This is a genomic window from Shewanella cyperi (assembly GCF_017354985.1).
GTDB classification, from domain to species: domain Bacteria; phylum Pseudomonadota; class Gammaproteobacteria; order Enterobacterales; family Shewanellaceae; genus Shewanella; species Shewanella cyperi.
In genome coordinates, this window is sequence record NZ_CP071501.1 from 2,415,830 (window position 1) to 2,433,169 (window position 17,340).

Annotated in this window: 14 protein-coding genes; 6 read left to right on the top strand and 8 right to left on the bottom strand. The window is 58.5% G+C overall.

Annotated elements, in window-relative coordinates; translation table 11 throughout:
- Positions 1–25: 25 nt before the first annotated feature.
- The gene (locus tag JYB84_RS10455) at positions 26–2,395 is read right to left on the bottom strand and encodes an ABC transporter permease (RefSeq protein WP_207320039.1); all 2,370 of its coding nucleotides are present in this window, start codon (positions 2,393–2,395) and stop codon (positions 26–28) included.
- A gap of 6 nt (positions 2,396–2,401) precedes the next feature.
- Positions 2,402–3,118 (bottom strand): ABC transporter ATP-binding protein, encoded by a 717-nt coding sequence (locus JYB84_RS10460; protein WP_228289590.1) that lies wholly within the window; start codon positions 3,116–3,118, stop codon positions 2,402–2,404.
- A 375-nt stretch (positions 3,119–3,493) separates the two neighbouring features.
- Between JYB84_RS10460 and JYB84_RS10465 the strand changes: the two genes are divergently transcribed.
- Positions 3,494–5,698, top strand: a complete 2,205-nt coding sequence (locus JYB84_RS10465; RefSeq protein ID WP_207320040.1) for a sensor domain-containing diguanylate cyclase — start codon at positions 3,494–3,496, stop codon at positions 5,696–5,698.
- A 32-nt stretch (positions 5,699–5,730) separates the two neighbouring features.
- On the opposite strand, the gene nadE is transcribed toward JYB84_RS10465, so the two are convergent.
- The gene (gene nadE, locus JYB84_RS10470) at positions 5,731–6,561 is read right to left on the bottom strand and encodes an ammonia-dependent NAD(+) synthetase (RefSeq protein ID WP_207320041.1); all 831 of its coding nucleotides are present in this window, start codon (positions 6,559–6,561) and stop codon (positions 5,731–5,733) included.
- A gap of 223 nt (positions 6,562–6,784) precedes the next feature.
- Here nadE and JYB84_RS10475 point away from each other — a divergent pair, with 223 nt between their 5' ends.
- On the top strand, positions 6,785–7,438 hold the full coding sequence (locus tag JYB84_RS10475) for a LysE family transporter (protein WP_207323185.1): 654 nt from the start codon (positions 6,785–6,787) through the stop codon (positions 7,436–7,438).
- Position 7,439: 1 nt separating this feature from the next.
- Here JYB84_RS10475 and JYB84_RS10480 read toward each other — a convergent pair whose 3' ends face one another.
- Positions 7,440–8,786, bottom strand: a complete 1,347-nt coding sequence (locus JYB84_RS10480; RefSeq protein ID WP_207320042.1) for a sigma-54-dependent transcriptional regulator — start codon at positions 8,784–8,786, stop codon at positions 7,440–7,442.
- A gap of 37 nt (positions 8,787–8,823) precedes the next feature.
- Positions 8,824–10,506, bottom strand: a complete 1,683-nt coding sequence (locus JYB84_RS10485; RefSeq protein WP_207320043.1) for a sensor histidine kinase — start codon at positions 10,504–10,506, stop codon at positions 8,824–8,826.
- 378 nt (positions 10,507–10,884) lie between these two features.
- Between JYB84_RS10485 and JYB84_RS10490 the strand changes: the two genes are divergently transcribed.
- Positions 10,885–11,541: a hypothetical protein gene (locus tag JYB84_RS10490; RefSeq protein WP_207320044.1), complete on the top strand. Its 657-nt coding sequence runs from the start codon at positions 10,885–10,887 to the stop codon at positions 11,539–11,541.
- 196 nt (positions 11,542–11,737) lie between these two features.
- Positions 11,738–12,076 carry a hypothetical protein gene (locus JYB84_RS10495; RefSeq protein ID WP_207320045.1) on the top strand — a complete coding sequence of 113 codons (339 nt, stop codon included), beginning with the start codon at positions 11,738–11,740 and terminating at the stop codon, positions 12,074–12,076.
- Positions 12,077–12,080: 4 nt separating this feature from the next.
- On the opposite strand, the gene JYB84_RS10500 is transcribed toward JYB84_RS10495, so the two are convergent.
- Genes JYB84_RS10500 through JYB84_RS10510 form a run of 3 tightly spaced genes read right to left on the bottom strand, consistent with a single transcriptional unit; the run spans position 12,081 to position 15,159 of the window.
- Positions 12,081–13,634 carry a PhnE/PtxC family ABC transporter permease gene (locus JYB84_RS10500; RefSeq protein WP_207320046.1) on the bottom strand — a complete coding sequence of 518 codons (1,554 nt, stop codon included), beginning with the start codon at positions 13,632–13,634 and terminating at the stop codon, positions 12,081–12,083.
- Positions 13,631–14,302 (bottom strand): ATP-binding cassette domain-containing protein, encoded by a 672-nt coding sequence (locus JYB84_RS10505; protein ID WP_207320047.1) that lies wholly within the window; start codon positions 14,300–14,302, stop codon positions 13,631–13,633. The genes JYB84_RS10500 and JYB84_RS10505 overlap by 4 nt, the downstream gene beginning before the upstream one ends.
- 2 nt (positions 14,303–14,304) lie before the next feature.
- Positions 14,305–15,159 (bottom strand): putative selenate ABC transporter substrate-binding protein, encoded by an 855-nt coding sequence (locus tag JYB84_RS10510; protein ID WP_207320048.1) that lies wholly within the window; start codon positions 15,157–15,159, stop codon positions 14,305–14,307.
- A 172-nt stretch (positions 15,160–15,331) separates the two neighbouring features.
- On the opposite strand from JYB84_RS10510, the gene JYB84_RS10515 reads away from it, so the two are divergent.
- Positions 15,332–16,006, top strand: coding sequence for a response regulator (locus JYB84_RS10515; protein WP_207320049.1), 675 nt, complete (start codon positions 15,332–15,334; stop codon positions 16,004–16,006).
- Positions 15,997–17,340, top strand: coding sequence for an ATP-binding protein (locus tag JYB84_RS10520; RefSeq protein ID WP_207320050.1), 1,344 nt, complete (start codon positions 15,997–15,999; stop codon positions 17,338–17,340). Before JYB84_RS10515 ends, JYB84_RS10520 begins: the two co-directional genes overlap by 10 nt.

A 17,340-nucleotide genomic window follows, 5' to 3' on the forward strand; every position in this document is an offset into this window, starting at 1 on the left:
TTAACCACTGTGGTTTTAACAAGAGTCACTCCCAGGTTTTCAAGGCAATGACCAGATCGGTGCGGTCGAGATCGCGCCGAACCACCCAGGCCGACACGGCTGCGGCCAGCAGCACGGCCAGGGCCGCAATGCCGTAGCTGTGGGGATCGACCACGGCGCGTATGGTATACAGCTCGGTGCTGAAGCGTACGGCGATAAGCTTGGTCAGATAAAATCCGCCCCAGGCGCCGAGCGGTAGCGCCAGCAGGGTTGCCAAGCCCATGTCCCCCAGCAACACATAGGCTGCCTGGCCGCGGCTGTAGCCCAGCACCCGCAGGCAGGCAAGCTCGCGCACGTGTTCGGCGAAACTTATCCTGGCGCTGTTGTAAACCACACCGAAACTAATGATAGCGGCGATAAGGGCCATGATGTAGCGCACCGCGCCGGCGCCCTCGTTCATCATGCGCTCGAAAGCCGCGCGGGTCTGGGCCCTGACACTGACCCCCGCCACCGCCGGCATCGCCTTGAGGCGACGGTACAGGGCATCAACCTCAAGGGCATCGACCCGCAAGAAGGCGCCGCTCACCCTTTGCCTGTCCCGCAGCTTGGTCTCCATCCCTTTCAATGACAGGTAGGCCGGTGCGCCCAGCATGGTATCGGCGATGCGGATAACCGGCAGCACCAGCTCCCGGCGTGCCTCTGACGTCAGTTCCACCCGGACAAAGTCACCTGCGGCCAGCCCCAGCACCCGGGCCAGCGACTGGCCCAGCACCACCCCCTCGTCACGGATATACACGGGTGCCCCTTCCGCATCCAGGGCCCGGTAAAAGGCGCCCCGGCCCTTATTATCCAGCCCGGTGAGAACACCGCGATACTCCCTGAGCCCGGCCCTGAACACCACGGGCAATTGCCGCACCGGCTCCACCGCCAGCACCCCGGGCAAATGGGCGAGTTCAAACAGGGCAGCATAGGGCGCGGGCTCAACAAAGGAGACTGTGACATCGCTGCGATCGTTGAGGTTGAAATAGTCGTCTATGGCGCCATCGAAGCCACTCAGGGTACTCAGCATGGCCACACACAGGGCCATGCCGGCCGCTATGCCCAGCACAGAACTCAGGTAGCGTTTCGGGCGCCTGAGCAAATTGCGCAGCACCATCTTGGCGGCAGGATCGAGCCGGTGTTTGAGCCAGGCCCCCAGATCGAGGGTGCGACTGTGATCGGGCGGGGTCGGCGGGCGCATGGCCTCGGCGGGCATCAGGGCAAACACCTGCCACAGCACCAGTGACGCCCCGGCCAAAGCCGAGCCTATGCTGACCAGGGCGGCGATAACAAAGGCCTTGGGTTCGGTTTGAAACAACAGAAACGGAAACTTGAAGTACAACTGATACATATGGCTGATGCGGGTGCCTTCCAAAATGCCGAACAGGCAACCCAAAGCCGCGCCGCCACAGGCAATCAGCAGCAAAAACTTGACGTAATGCATTGTGACCTGGATGCGGCTGTAGCCAAAGGCCTTCAGCAGACCGATTTGCTCGCGCTCGGCGGCCAGCATCCTGGATACCACGATAAACAGCAAAAAGGCCGCCACCGCGAGAAATATCGGCGGCACGACCGCCGCCGAGGTCTTCAGGCCGGCAATTTCGTCCCGCACAAAGCGGTTGGAAAAATGGCTGTCGCGGTTAAAGGCGCCGCGGCCGCCGTAGCGTTCAAACAGGGTGTTGAGCGCCAGGATCACCCCCTCATCCTGCATGCCCGGGGTGAGCCGCACCAAGAGTTGGTTAAATGCCCCTTCCAGCTCAAGGGCCTGGGACAGCGCCTTCTCGCGCATCCACAGCACGGCAAAACGGCCATCGTCCGGCGCCAGTTCCCCCGGTGGCGTGGTGTAAACGTACTCGGGTGCCAGGGCGATACCTACCACGTGCAGTGTCCGGCGTTTGCCACGGATGGTGACCGGCAGGCTGTCGCCCGGCAGCAGATGCCAGGCATCGGCAAAGCCCTTGAGCAGCACCACCTCATCACCGCTGTGGGGCGCGGGCAAGCGCCCGCCACTGAGATACAGCCGGTTGAGCGCCGGCTCGCTGAAATCCGGCAGGGAAATCATCTGGCCGTAGACCGGGGTGGCAAATTGCGGCAGGTCGATGAGCGCGCCGCCGCTGACGCGGGTTTCCGCCCGGGCCACGCCTTCAAGTTCCCGCACCCGCTCGGCAAGCGCCTTGGGTGCCCGCACCAGATCCACAAACACATCGGCAAAGCGGAAGCGGGCGTAATAGGCATCGCGGGTTTGCTCCAGGGTGTTGATAAGGCTGGTCATCATCACCATGACCATGACCCCCAGGGCGATGACCAGCATAATGGCCAGCGCCTGGCCCTTGATGCGCCACAGATCCCTGAGCAGCTTGCGATTGAGGGGACTCATGGCCGCTTACCACACCAGTTGGTCGGCATCGAGCTGGGTGTCATTGACAAACACCTCCTGGATGCGGCCGTCACCGAAGCGGATCACCCTGTCGGCCATGGCTTGTGTGGCCGCCGCGTGGGTGATGATGATGACCGTGGTGCCAAGACGGTGATTGATCTCCTGCAGCACCTTGAGTACGGACCTGCCCGTGACGCTGTCGAGCGCCCCTGTGGGCTCATCGCACAGCAATACCGTGGGCTGCTTGGCGATGGCCCGGGCTATGGCAACGCGCTGCTGCTCGCCGCCGGACAATTGGCTGGGAAAATGATCGGCCCGCTCCGACAGGCCCACCAGCGCCAGGGCGTCCTCCGGCGTCATGGGATTATCGGCAATGTCACTGACCAGCTCCACGTTTTCGCTGGCGGTCAGCGCCGGCATCAGGTTATAGAACTGGAACACGAAACCCACGTGGCGACGGCGATATTCAGTGAGCGCCGCCTCGTCCATGGCGACCAGGGAAGTATCATTGAAGCAGGCCTCGCCAGCGCTCGGCCGGTCGAGGCCACCGAGTATGTTGAGCAAGGTGGACTTGCCGCTGCCGGATGGTCCCAGCAACACCAGGATTTCACCGCCGGGAATGTCGAGATCGACGCCCCGCAGCGCGTGCACCGCCGCCTCACCCTCGCCATAGATTTTGGTCAGGGCCGAGATACGGTAGATGGGTAAAGATGCAGTGTTCACGGGCGCAATTCCCTGGCTGCGCTTTTACTCAAGTGTAGTCCGGATTAAGGGATATTCCTTGTGTAACACCAAGTTAGCTTGGGTTGCGCTTGAATCGGGTCTGAGAGAAAGGCAAAGCCTGCGGCTGCCATGCACGTCGCGAAATAAACTTGTACTACAGCTCAGGCATGCGACCTGGCAGCTTTGTCGATTCCCGGTTGACTTGCCAGTAAAACAACGCCTTCGCCCTTGCACCCCAACTGCACAGACGCCGCTCAAAGACCTGAGTTTTCGCTCCACCAAGCCACTGAATTACCGATTTATTTACTTGTGCCGTCCCACGCTCACGGCTAGCATAGAAATGCCGACATCATTGCCTTGCCAAAGGGAGACTGGGTGCCACACATCGGAATTTCGCTGCGCCAACTCGGTCTGGCGTTGGCCTTTGGCCTGACCGGCCTGCTGCTGAACCTGTTCCCACTGCCACTGTTTGCGGCAGTGCAGCTGATTTTTGGTAATACCCTGTATGTGTTGGCGGCTCTGTGCCTGACTCCCGGCCTTGCTTTGATCACGGCGCTGCTGTGCACCCTGGGGCTTTACTGGCACTGGCACGAACTCTATGTATTCATGCTGTTTCCGCTGGAGGCCCTGTGGCTGGCGCTGGCGAGACGCCGCGGCCATTATGCCCTACATGCGGATCTGGCCTATTGGCTGCTGCTGGGTATTCCGCTTATCTACCTGTACGGCCTGCTGGCCACCGAACTGCCCAGCGCCCATTTGCTGTTTGCGGTCAGCAAACAGGCGGTCAATGGCCTGCTCTATACCAGTCTCGGCGCCCTGCTGCTGATTTTTATACCCAAACTGGCAGCCATGGGCAACCGGGTTCATGGCACCCGGCATGCCCGCTTCAGCAACCGCCTGGCCTATGTGTTTACCCTGTTCCTGACCCTGACGCTGATGGGCAGCACCCTGGCCTTCAACGAGTTCTTTCTCAAAGCCCAACAGGCCCTGATAGATGAAAATCTGCAGAATAAAACCCAGTATCTGGTGCAGGCCACAGACGACTACATTTCCGAACATAGAACGGCCATAGCCCAGGCGGCGGATTGGCTGAGCCTTGAGGTACCTGAACCCGAACAACAACAGGAAATGTTGACCCGTCTGCACCGCCACTACCCGGCATTCCTCACCATGTTGCTGACCAACGACAGGGCCAACATAGTAGCGGCCAGTCCGGCGGCGCGGCTGCTTGATCCCCTGATCCAATCCGGCGATTACAGCGTGGCCGACCGCCATTATTTTATTGAGGCCTTTTACAACCAGCGCCAATTCCTGTCACCGGTGTTTTTGGGGCGCGGTTTCGGCACCGATCCCATAGTTGCCATCAGTGCGCCACTTTTTTTGCCGGGAAATCAGCTAAAGCCCAGGGGCATAATAGAAGGGTCGCTGGATCTTGGCCGATTTGGCCAGCTGGATAAGTTAAGCAGCAAAGAGAGCACACACTTCATCATCATCACCGATGAGCAGCGCAAGGTCATCTATGCATCGCCGAAGCTGGGGCTCAAATCCCTCGCCGAACTCCCCTTGAAACCCAGTGGCGGCGGTTACCGGATTTTCCTGCCCATGGTGAACCTCAGCGAGCCGGATAACACTCACCCCGAGTACATCTATGAAACTGCTGCCACCGAATTTGGCTGGCAAGTGTATGTATTGCAACCCTTTGAACCTTTGCTGAAACTGGCTGAGTTGCAGTACCTGCGCACAGGTTTACTGATGGTACTGGCGATTCTGGCGGCGCTGTGGATGGCGATGCGGATAAGCCGCCTGTTGACTGAGCCGCTGGAGCAAATTGCCAACCATGTGGGACGGTTTGACGAGCTGGACCAACTCAATGACAGCAATGTCACCATAGAAGTGCAGTCCCTGTTCAACCGCCTCAGGCACAGCCAACAGCAACTGCTGGGTTACCAGCTGGAGTTGGAAGAAAAGGTCGCCGAGCGCACCCATGAGCTGGAGCTTGCCAACACCGAACTGCAGCGACTGGCCGAGCGCGACGGTCTCACCGGGCTATACAACCGCCACTATGCGGTTTCCCAATTTGAAACCCTGCAAGCCATGTGTGAGCGCAGTGGCGAAGCCATTACCGTCGCCATTCTTGACATCGACTGGTTCAAAAAGGTCAACGACACCTATGGCCACCTGGCCGGTGATGAATGCCTGCGTCAGGTGGCCGCCCTGCTCGGACAGGAGTTCAAACGTGATTCGGACGTGGTGGCCCGCTACGGCGGTGAAGAGTTCCTGTTATTGCTGCCCATGACCAATGCGCTCAAGATTGAAGATCACCTCAACAGCTTTCGCGCCCGGCTCAAGGACACCACAATGACCAGTCCCAGCGATGGCCGTGAATTCAGCATCAGTGTCAGCATGGGGGCCCTGGTGGCCAATGCCAGCTACGCCGGAGAGTTGGATCCCTGGATTAAGCTTGCCGACGACAATCTGTACCGCGCCAAAAACGCCGGCCGCGACAGGGTTATCTGCAGTATTTTAAAGGATCCGCAAGGAGAGCCCGGCCAACAGCCAGGTAATGCACTGCCGGAATAACACAAAGGGGCCAGTGGCCCCTTTGTCGGTGTTTAATCGTAAATGGTCGGGATCGGCTGGCGCTTGTGCTGGGTCGCCTTATAAATGGCCACCAGCTTGCCCTCCACCTCCTGACTGACGGCCTTGCCTTCGAGGAAGTCATCAATCTGGTCGTAGCTCAACCCCAGGGCCACTTCGTCCTCCAACCCGGGCTTGTTGCATTCCAGGTCTGCTGTCGGCGCTTTCTTCACCAGCACCTCGGGAGCACCGAGGAAGGCGGCCAACTGGCGCACCTGACGCTTGTTGAGACCAAAGAGCGGCGCCAGATCGCAGGCACCATCACCCCACTTGGTGTAAAAACCGGTGATGTTCTCGGCGCTGTGGTCAGTGCCCACCACCAGGCCGCCGGTGAGGCCGGCAATTTCATACTGGGCTATCATGCGCATCCTGGCCTTGACGTTACCTTTTACGAAGTCCACCTTGGCGTCATCCGGCAGGGCTATGCCGGCTTCTTCCATGGCCGCCAGGGCGGTAAAATGCACGCCGTCGACGCCGCTGTGGACATTGACTGTCACCAGCTTGCTGGGCCGGATAAACTGGCAGGCCATCTGGGCTTCGTGTTCATCCTGCTGAATATGGTATGGCAGGCGCACAGCGATAAAACGGTATTCCTGGCTGTCATGCTCGGCATTGAGTTCATCGACCGCCAACTGGCACAGGCGACCGGCAACCGAGGAGTCCACCCCGCCGCTGATCCCGAGCACCAAAGTCTTGCTGTGGGCCGCTTTCAACCTGGCCTTGATGAAGGCCACCCGGCGCTGAACCTCAAAGTCGGGGGTAATGGAGGTGAGTACTTTCATCTCACGCAGAATCTGTCCTTTCACTGTGTGCTCCGCTGACTGTCTTTGTCTGAAATCGCCATAGGGTCCCGGCAATAAAGTGCTGGCCGAGCGCCTTGGCCACCCTATAAGATGGACTGAATTGTTTCATATCGGGCCACAGATGCAACTGGAAAATGCCCTGTACTGAGCCTTGTTGGCAAGCCACAGCCAAAGGCCTGAAATCCGGGTGCATAATGCCCATCACCAATAGTAGGAGAACAAGATGCTGGACCTGTCGCTGCTTGCCACTCTGGGGGTTATTCACAGCGTGGCCCTGATGAGCCCCGGGCCCGATGTCGCCATGGTGCTGCGGGTTGCCAGCAGCAATCCCCCCAGGGTAGCCCTGCTGACCGCCACCGGGATCAGCCTGGCGATACTGCTGCACACCCTCGCCAGCCTCACCGGCCTTAGCCTGATCATCCAGAGTTCCCCCTGGCTCTTTGGCCTGGTGCAATTGGCCGGCGCCTCATATTTAGGCTGGATGGGATTGGGAGCCCTGCGCGGCGCCCTGGCCCAGTGGCGCGCCCGCAGCGATGGCGCTTTTTCCCGGGCAGCCCCGCTGCCGCTCAGTCCCTTCAAGGGCTTCACCCTGGGCCTGGCTACCAATTTGCTCAATCCCAAGGCACTGGTGTTTTTCCTGACCCTGTTTTCGGCCCTGATCACCCCACAGGTCAACCTGGCCACCAAAAGTGCCGCGGCGGTGCTGTTGCTGCTGCTGTCGCTGGCCTGGTTCTGCCTGTTGGCACTGCTTTTGACCAAGCCTGGATTTCAGGCCTGGCTCAAGCGGATGCAACTGCCGATTGATGCCCTGACCGGCGGCCTGTTCCTCTTGGTGTCTGTCGGTATTCTCGGCAATCTGCTTCTGGGGCTGCTGACCTAATTCATACCAGGCCGTGCTTTTCCAGTCGGTAAAGGAAGGCCTTGTAGCTCATGCCGAGCCACTTGGCTGCCTTGGTGCGATTGCCCTCGAAGCGCGCCATTGCCTGCGCCAGACACTGGCGCTCAAAGGCATCCCAATCCAGCCCCTCCTCGGGCAGCTGCATGCCGCCCTTGACGGTAACGGCCCCCGGGCGTGTCTCGGCCCTGAGTTCCTCTTCGTCCCCCAGCAGCACAAAGCGCTCAATGCGATTGGACAGCTCACGCACATTGCCGGGCCAGGCATAATCCAGCAACTGCTTGAGGGTACTCTTGTCGAGCACGGGCGCGTCAAAACCGTACTGACGGGCGTGTAATTTCAAAAAGTGCTCGATCAGCCGGCCTATGTCCTCACGCCGTTCCCGCAGCGGCGGCATGCGGATGGGCACCACGTTGAGGCGATAGAAGAGATCTTCCCGAAAACGGCCCTCGGCCACCTCCTGCTGCAGGTTTCTGTGGGTGGCGGCTATGACCCGCACATCCAGGGTCATTTCCTGCTGGGCACCTAGGCGGGTGATCACCCCTTCCTGCAAAAAGCGCAGCAGCTTGGTCTGTTGCAGCAAGGGCAGCTCACCGATTTCATCGAGAAACACTGTACCGCCATTGGCCGCTTCCAGCTTTCCCAGCTTGAGGCTGTTGGCGCCGGTGAAGGCCCCCTTCTCGGCCCCGAACAACTCGGCCTCCGCCAGACTTTCGGGAATGGCACCGCAGTTGATGGCCACAAAGGGCCCATGCTGCCGGGCCGACAGCTGGTGCAGAGCTCTGGCCGCCAGCTCCTTGCCGGTACCGCTTTCGCCGCCAATCAGCACAGTGGCATCGGTGGCGCTGATGCGCCGCAGCCGCTCAAACACCTGTTGCATGCAGGGCGCCTTGCCCACCAGCCCCACCAGGGCCCGCTGCTCCGACAGGGCGCTGGACAGTTCACGGTTCTGGCGCTTGAGCGCCTGAGCCCTGGCAACCTTGTTGATGGCCAGCAGCAGGGTCTGACGCTGGTAAGGCTTGGTGAGGTAATCGTCGGCACCGGCCTGCACCGCGTCCACCGCATGGCTGATGGTGCCGTAGGCCGTGGCAATGATAAAACCCAGATCCGGGTGCTCGCGCTTGACGTAATTGAGCAGATCCATGCCCGACAGCTGCCCCAGTTTCCAGTCGGAGAACACCAGATCCGGCATGTCGGCCTTGATGGCGACAATTGCCTCTTCGACACTGCCGGCAGCGCTCAGGCTATGGCCCGCTTCGGCCAACATGGCCACTATCAGCTCTCTTTGCCCGGGCTCATCTTCCACCACCAGGATTTTCAATGCATCAGCCATGACCACTCCTTATTTATTCCTTGCTCCGGTGCACGGCTCATTTGACATCCCCCGCCTGAGCGTCGGCCTGGGCTGTAGCGGCTTGTTCATCAGTGCGGGCGAAATGCACTGTGACCTGGGTGCCGCCTTCGGGATTGTCCTCAAAACTCAAACGGCCCCCGTAATGGCTGTCCAGCAAGCGCATGGCAATATACAGGCCCATGCCCGTGCCTTCGGGTTTACTGCTGATATGGGGCTGGCCCAACTGAGTGCGAATGGCCTGCGGCAGTCCGGCGCCCCAATCGCACACCCTCACCCGTATTTCACTGTCATCCTGCTCCAGCGCCACATCCAAACGCAGCGGCATGTCGGTCGTCAAAGTCCCATAGGCCTCGCAGGCATTAACCATCACAGCATGGAGAATGCTGCGCACCTCGGACTCCAGTCCGCGCACCCGTAATCCCAACTCACGACCGCTGACGTTAACTTGTGGGGACAGGCCACTGACCGACAGTTCCAGCAGTATATCCTGCACCACGGCCGCCAACGGCACCCAGTTGCGCCCGGACACGCCACTGCCGCTCAGCACCAGCAGGGATTGTATATGTTTATCCATCATGGCAATTTTTTGCTGAATTTGCGCCGCGAGCCGTTCCCGCTCCCGGGCGTCTTCCCGGCTCGCCAACGACTCGGATAGGAGCCCCAGGGTATGCAGCGGATTGCGCAGGCTGTGGGCTATGCCGCGGGTGATTTCCCCCAGTTCCACCAGATGCTGCTGACCGCGCATCTGTTGTTCCTTGCGGCTCAGCTCCGCCAGCTTGGCGCTCATGGCATTGAAGCCCGCCAGCATCTGTTTAAGCTCCTCAACCCCACGGGGCTCAAGTTGTACCCCCAGTTGCCCCTCACCCAGCAATTTGTGTCCCTTTGCCAGCTCGGACAGGGGACGGCTGACATGGTGACTGAGCCAATACGCCAGCAATATGCCAACACCGCAGGACGCCAGGATTAACAGCAAGGTCCATTCGCGGAAACGGGTCAGAGCCGAGGTGGCGCCGTCCTGGCTGACATTTATCCTGTGGAATTGCGGGATCTTGCCACTTTCAATCAATTGCACCTGGCCCCTATCAAGCCATTGGCGGGTATCCAGTTCCAGATTATCCAGGGCCCGTTCGACTTTCTGGCGATATTCACGGCCCATGACTTCACGGGCATGACGCAAATGCTCTCGCTCTTGCTGCAACTGCTCATACTGGCGCTGTAACTCCTGCTTGATATGGGCGGGAAGCTCATGCTGTTTGCCGCTGTCTGCCTGCCACTGTGACAGAGTTTGCTCCAGTGTCGCTATGGCCTTGTCCAGTTCGGCACTTTCTCGCTCCTGGAGAGCATTTTGTTTTTCCTCATCGGCACTTTGTCTGTCCAGCTCTACCCTTTGCCTCTCATTGTGGGTGGCAATTGGCTCCGGCTCCGGCTCTGGCTCCGGCTCTGGCTCTGGCTCTGGCACAGTGGATTTGTCCAACCACTCCACTTCGGCCTCAAATGCCGCCACCTCTTCGGCCGAGGGTTCGGTATCGTCCACGCTGTTAACCACCACACTGACCAGCTGCCTGGACAAGGACAACGAACTTTGCTGCAGCTCTTCATCCAGCTGGCCCTTGACATAGCCGGTGAGCAACATCTGGCTAAGCCCCAGCATCAGGATGAGGGTGGCAAACAGGATAAACAGGTAACGCTTAATCGACATTGGAACCTCTCGCAGGCCATGGCTGGCCGGAAAATGACTCAGCTTACCGGCATTATTCAATTAAGGTGCCAGCAAGGCGTCGGCAGCCAGTTTCCCACTATCATGCAATCAATTCACTGAATAATAAAGGGTTATCCCATGGCAGTACCGGGCAGGCTCAGGGCCTGTAACATGGGATAACGGCGGAATTTACTCATTTGGGGAAATGTATCTGCCCATTTGCGGCATAAGGCTGTGTTGCCACCCCAAGCTAACAAGAAATATTTCAATAAATTCACTCAGTTACAAAGTTGGCACGATTTGCGCCTTATCCCTGGCAACACCAGGAACGACCTGGCGATACAAGCAACACCATCTACCAACACAAGGAAAGCTCAAATGAATACAAGGTTCAACATCCCACGTCGCCTGAACATGTTGCTGGCCTCATTGCTCAGTGCAGGCCTTTTACTCAGTCAGGCCAGCTGCGCCGCCCCCAGCCAGGTCCCGGATGGGAGTCAGCAAGAACAAACCCACGTGCGGGTAGTACTCGATGGCAATGTTACCGAAGTCGATTTCAGTGACGACGAACTCAAGGACAGCGCCGTCATAGACAATAAGCTCGGTGCCCTGCCCGATGAGCAAAGGCAAAAGGTCGGCAGGCTGCTCAAACGCATGGGCGAAGGCAAGATGCCGGGGATGGATCCCGAGTTCGATAAAAAATTGGAAACATTGCAAGCCGAAATGGAAGAGAGACAAAAGGTCATTGAATTTCATACCAAAGAGTTTGAACAACGCATCGAATCCAAGGCCAGGGAACTCGAGGAGCGCGGCCATGAAATCGAACTCCTGGTACAGGCTCATATGCCCGATGAGGTATTGGAATGGGACGATGAAGACGGCATGGAGCTGGAAATCACCCGCGGTGACAAACAGGATGGCAGGCGGGTATTCCAGATCAGACATCACGATGTCACCGAGGCGCTGCTGGATATGCTCAAACACAACAAGCTGACCGAGGAGCAGAAAGCCAAGCTGCGTGAGGCACTGAACTGATCCTCAGAGTCACGGATGCGGGCCCCGTGCCCGCATTCTGCTTCAGATCAACCCGTGAATTTCCCTAACCGTAAACGAAACGGCAAAAGCGCGATCCGGATCACCCAGGAAAATCCATTCTGTGATGCAGCTTCATTTACGTGCCCGTCAAGGGGACTATGCTGACCTCAACTGGATTAGCAAAAGGGAAATTATCATGTGGTGGCGTACCTTTATCATTGCCTTGGCCTGCCTCCTGACCGGGGCTCACTTCCTCCGATATGACAATCTTTTACTGACTTTGGGTTGTGCCCTGCTGCCGTTGCTGTGCTTTGGGCCCAAACCGGCCTTGAGACTGCTGCAACTGGCACTCTTGTCCATGCTGATCCTGGTGTGGGGCATAAGCACCTTCGACTATGTGCAGCTACGCATGGCAGCCGGCGTGCCCTGGATGCGTTTGTTGCTCATTATGGGGGCGGTCATGACCTACATGAGTCTGGCGCTGTGGGCCAGCTTCGGCCTCGATAACCTCAGACCACAGGAAGCAAACGACTGACGCCTCAGCAGCGCTCCGGCAGCAGGCTGCGGCCCGGCGTCAGCAGCCTTCTGGCCAGAATATCCACCCCAATGTTGAGCAGCGCGGTGCAAATCATCAGCACCAGGGCGCCGGCAAAGCGGATTTCGGCAAAATTGCTGTCGATATAGAAACCCAGGGTGGCAATGCCGAGCATGCCCAAAATCGCGGTTTCACGCAAAATGACCTCAAAACGGTAAAACAGCAGGGCCATAAACCCAGGGTAAATTACCGGCAAGATCCGATAGCCGAAGCCGTCAAGGCCGGCCGGCAAGCCTTTACCTTCCCTGTCCACCGCCCTGGCGGTTAAAAAAGCAATCAGGCCGCCGTTATGCAGCGCCAGCGCCAGCATGGCCGGCAGCATGGAAGGGCCGAGCAGCAGCATAAACACAAAGGCAAACACGTATTCGGGAATGGCGCGCATCAGCAGCAGTCCCAGCCAGCGCAGCGCTCTTGGCACTCTGTCCCAGCGCCTTGGCTCACGGGTTTTCCGTCCCCAGGGCAGCAGCAACATCACCAGCACATGGGTCATGCCCAACGCCGCCAGAGCCAACACCAGTGTCGCTCCAATGCCCGGCAACGCCTGTTGCTGCAGCAAGCGCCAGAGCCAGTCGCAGGTCTGCCACAGTGCAGCGGGCACTTGACTCAAGGACGCGCCCGCCAGCAGCCACTGTTGCACGCTCGCGGGCCAGATATCCTGACTGACAAATCGCCACAGCAGACTGCCATCAACCTGGGCCAGTGGCGGCAGCGTATAGACGGCCAGCAGCAGGTAAAGCGGCACCAACCAACGGCGGCACCAGAGGGTAATAGTGCCAATCATCAGCACAAACAGCAGCAACAGCGCCATCCCCTCCGGATAATGGCCCTGGCGGAAGGCGCTTTCCAGATGGAATCCCAGGGTCGGCATACCGATAAAACCCAGTACGGCACTGCTGCGCAGTCCGCACTCAAAGCGGTATCGTACATAAGCACGCATTTCCGGCAGCACATGCACCACCTTGCCGAACACGTAGCGACTGATGCCGTCCACGCCCGCCGGCAAGGTACTGTCGGTGACTCTGGGCGCCCGGCACAACATATCGTGGAACACCCGGGCGAATGTGCCGGCGTAGGGCAAGATCAAGGCCATCACCCCGGTGAGCGGCGACAGGCCGAAAATCTGCAAGAACAGCAGGGCCCAGAACAGCTCATGGATGGCGCGCACAAAGGCGCAAGCCGCGGCTATCAAGGGATGGTGATACACCAGCGCCAAGCCAGAGCCCAGCAGCAAGCCGCCACTCACCCCGAGCAGGGCAAAACTCACCGTTTGCCACAGGGCATCAAGCAACTGCTCGGTGGCGAAAAAATCCGGCGCCAGCAGGCCAGCGAGCATGCGCCTCAGTTCGTTCCAGGGCTCAAGGGCGATAACCTCGGTGTCGGCCACCAGAAACGCCAGCGCCGACAGCAGCCACAGGGCCAAGGTCAAGCGGGTCCAGCGACCGGCAAAGGTCCAGGACCCCGGGGGTTGGGAAGATGACTCAAACAACAGCTTGTTCATGATGTGGCGTCGGCCGCGGTGTCCAGGTAGAAGCTGTCCAGGGCCGAGGCATCCAGATTGGCGGTGGGACTGTCGAGTATCACCCGGCCCTCGGCTATGCCGATAATACGATCAAAATAATTCAGTGCCTGTTGCCTGTTGTGCAGCACCATTATCGTGCTGTGGTGCCTTGCCTGAATGCGGCTCAGCAGGCGCTGGGCCATAAGTGGATCCAGAGCCGACAAAGGTTCGTCACCGATAAAAATGTCTTTGTTCTGATACAGGGCCCGCGCGAGCGCAACCCGCTGTCTTTGGCCGCCGGACAGTCGCCCCACCGCAGTGGTCAGGGGACAGTCCAATTCCAGCTCATCACACAGGGCACGGATAGCGCTTTTGTGACCGGCCAGGGGCCATGCCAGATTCAAAAGGTTATAGGACCAGTGATGACGGGCCAGGGCGCCCATATACACGTTATGAAACACGCTCAGGCCATCCACCAAACCCTGGGCCTGGGCACAGAGGGCTGCCTCGGCCGCGAGCTGTTGATGGATATGACCGAGCAAAGTGGACTTGCCGGCGCCCGAGGCACCGACAATGGCGACCCGCTCTCCCCTATGGAAACTGAGCGAGTCACAACCAAAGACCTGTCGCCCCTGATAGCCGAGCGACAGGTGTTGCAGATGCAGCATGTTCAGTCCAGCAGACCTATGGCCTTGGCCACGGTTTCCACCGGCACATAATCCTGATTGGAGGCAGGCACAAAGGACTGGCGCGGGAAGCTGGCCAGCAGATCCGGGTCTTTCATCTCCAGCAGCGCCTTGGTGAGCTTGTCTTTGAAGCCTGCACCGAAGCTGGCATCCAGACCGGCACGGGCGGTCCACTGGTAGTCAGGGTACTCAGGGCTTTCCCAGATGACGGCGACCTTGCTGGTATCCACCTTGCCCTGGGCCACAGCGGATTCCCATACCTTGTAGTTCACGGCACCGACCTGATACACGCCGGCTTCCACCTGGGCTATGGTACGGCTGTGATCACCGGAGAAACCCACACGCTTGAACAACTCTTCGGGTTTCTTGCCCAGGTGCTGCTCCACATAGAACTGGGGCATCAGGCGGCCGGAAGTGGAATCCTTGGAGCCGAAGGTAAAGGTATAGCCTTCAATGGCGGGGAAACCGTCACCCTTGGCCAGACCTGTGCTGTGGTGGGCAATCAAAAAGCTCTTGAAGAACTGATCTTCATAGCCCTGGGCTATGGCTTCTGAACCAGGCACCAAACGACGGGCCTGTACACCGGACAAGCCGCCGAACCAGGCCAATTGCACCTGGTTGTTGCGAAATGCGGTTACCGCTGCGGAATAGGATTTCACCGGCACATACTTGACCTCAACCCCGAGCTGAGCCTCAAGATAGGCAGCCACCTTATCAAAACGGCTGCGCAGCGCCAATTCATCTTCATCGGGAATGGCGGTAAAGGTAAAAGTAGTTGCACTTGCCAGCGGGGCAAGCAGGGAAAAACAAAGACCAAACAGGGCCGACAGACGTTTCATGGGGACATACTCCTAAAATTTTTGGCATTTTAAAGCATTAAAATACTGGCACAAGGGCTGAATGCAGCCATGTCAGCCCGGGTTAAGCATTTTTGCCGTAGAATGCGGCAAAGTTTTTACAGTGACCAGTGACTTGCGTACACTGGGTCCAGTTTGATTCAGGAAACCCGGTATGCGAATTCTTGTCGTTGAAGATGATCCCCTGCTGTCCCACCATCTCAAGGTGCAACTCACAGAGCTTGGCAATCAGGTCCAGGTCGCCCGCACCGCAGGTGATGGTTTCTATCAGGCAACCAACTATCCCATAGATGTGGCCATAGTGGATCTGGGCTTGCCCGACGGGGATGGCATCAGCCTTATTACCCAATTACGCAACGAAGGGCTGAAGGCGCCTATCCTTATCCTCACCGCCCGGGTCAATTGGCAGGACAAGGTCGAGGGCCTCAATGCCGGTGCCGATGACTACCTGGTCAAGCCATTCCAGAAAGAGGAATTGGTGGCACGGCTCGATGCCCTGGTGCGCCGCAGCGCCGGCTTTGTTAAGCCCAGGATCAGCAGCGGTGATCTGGAGCTGGATCTTGCCGCCAAACAGGTGACACTCAATGGCGAGCGCATGGAAGTCACGGCCTTTGAATACCTGATCCTCGAATACCTGATGCGCCACTGTCACGAGGTTGTCGCCAAGCAGCGTCTGCTGGATGTGATTTACGGTGACAAGGAAGGCGATCCCAACACCATAGAGGTCATGGTCAGCCGCTTGCGCAAAAAGCTCACCAAGGAAGGCATGGATACCCCCATAGTCACCATCCGTGGCCAGGGTTATAAGTTCAATCTGCCATGCAATTAAAACCAAAAAAGCGTCTGTTGACGCGCATGTATCTGACCTCGCTGTCGATCATTACCCTGGTGGGCTTCGGCCTCGCCTGGATGGTCAACATGCTTCATGCCCAGAACAGCTACAACGAGGAAACCGCGCAACTGATTGCCGAAATCCCCCAGGTGGCAGCCGAGCTGAGGGAGCATGATCTGATCCCGGATACCTCAGCCTGGCTGGATGAAAACAAAAAACCCGGCGGCTTTGTGGTGGTGTCCTGCGATGACAGGTTCAAGCAGGTGTGGACCTCGGCGCTGGCAGTGGACAAGGGCTTGTTCGACACCTGCGAACGTTTCAATGAAATCCGCGGCGATTCTCCCCCCTACTACCTGACCCTGGCCGATGAGCGGGGTTATTTTATCTATCTGTTGTCGGTAGAGATCAGCGGCGTTCATTACAACCTGCTGATGATGAAAGATGCCGCCCGGCTGGAGCAGGAGTCCAGCAAATATGCGCGCACCACCTATTTGCGTCTGGCATTGGTGCTGGCGTTGGCGCTGCTGCTGCTGGTCAGCGCCGCCTACTGGGGATTGAGACCCCTGACGCGGATGCAGGCCGAACTGCAAGCCATCAGTGATGGCAAGGCCAGTTCCCTGTCCGGTGGCTATCCGGTGGAAGTGGAAGGTATCACCCAGGCGCTCAACCAGTTGCTGCAGCAAACCAAATCCCAGCAGGAACGCTATCAGAATGCCATGAACGATCTGGCCCACAGCCTAAAGACCAGGCTGGCGGCCGTACATGCCATCACCGACGATTCAGCACTCGATAAAACAAGCAGCAACGAAAAAATCATGGAGCAGGTCAGCCAGATGGATCATCTGGTGAAATACCAGCTCAAGCGCGCCATGCTTGGCCGCAAAGGCCTGAAGCAGGAGCAGACCCAGGTCGCGCCTCTGGTGGAACAGCTGGCACAGATGTTGTACAAGATCCACCGTGACAAGTCGGTAAAATTTACCGCCAACATCCCACCGCTGATCCTGTTTCCCGGTGACAAGGGCGATTTGATGGAGCTGTGTGGCAACCTGATGGAAAATGCCTTCAGGCTTTGTATCAGTCAGGTTCGGGTGACGGCGGCAATCACGGATGAGGGTGAATTTGAACTCAGGGTGGAAGACGATGGCCCGGGTGTGGCTGAAAGCCTGAGGTATAAGATTCTTGAGCGCGGCGTCCGTGCCGACAGTCAAAGTCCCGGTCAGGGCATAGGGCTGGCCGTGTGCCATGAAATAGTCGAAAGTTACAACGGCAGCCTGACGATAGAAGAGTCGGCCCTTGAGGGCGCCCTGTTCCGGATCCGGATCCCGGTCTGA

Bases quoted from the DNA above. Each gene is read 5' to 3' on its own strand.
- JYB84_RS10455 (WP_207320039.1), bottom strand. From the start codon at position 2,395: ATGAGTCCCCTCAATCGCAAGCTGCTCAGGGATCTGTGGCGCATCAAG.
- JYB84_RS10495 (WP_207320045.1), top strand. From the start codon at position 11,738: ATGTGGTGGCGTACCTTTATCATTGCCTTGGCCTGCCTCCTGACCGGG.
- JYB84_RS10485 (WP_207320043.1), bottom strand. From the start codon at position 10,506: ATGTCGATTAAGCGTTACCTGTTTATCCTGTTTGCCACCCTCATCCTG.
- JYB84_RS10480 (WP_207320042.1), bottom strand. From the start codon at position 8,786: ATGGCTGATGCATTGAAAATCCTGGTGGTGGAAGATGAGCCCGGGCAA.
- JYB84_RS10515 (WP_207320049.1), top strand. From the start codon at position 15,332: ATGCGAATTCTTGTCGTTGAAGATGATCCCCTGCTGTCCCACCATCTC.
- JYB84_RS10500 (WP_207320046.1), bottom strand. From the start codon at position 13,634: ATGAACAAGCTGTTGTTTGAGTCATCTTCCCAACCCCCGGGGTCCTGG.
- JYB84_RS10505 (WP_207320047.1), bottom strand. From the start codon at position 14,302: ATGCTGCATCTGCAACACCTGTCGCTCGGCTATCAGGGGCGACAGGTC.
- JYB84_RS10510 (WP_207320048.1), bottom strand. From the start codon at position 15,159: ATGAAACGTCTGTCGGCCCTGTTTGGTCTTTGTTTTTCCCTGCTTGCC.
- JYB84_RS10490 (WP_207320044.1), top strand. From the start codon at position 10,885: ATGAATACAAGGTTCAACATCCCACGTCGCCTGAACATGTTGCTGGCC.
- JYB84_RS10520 (WP_207320050.1), top strand. From the start codon at position 15,997: ATGCAATTAAAACCAAAAAAGCGTCTGTTGACGCGCATGTATCTGACC.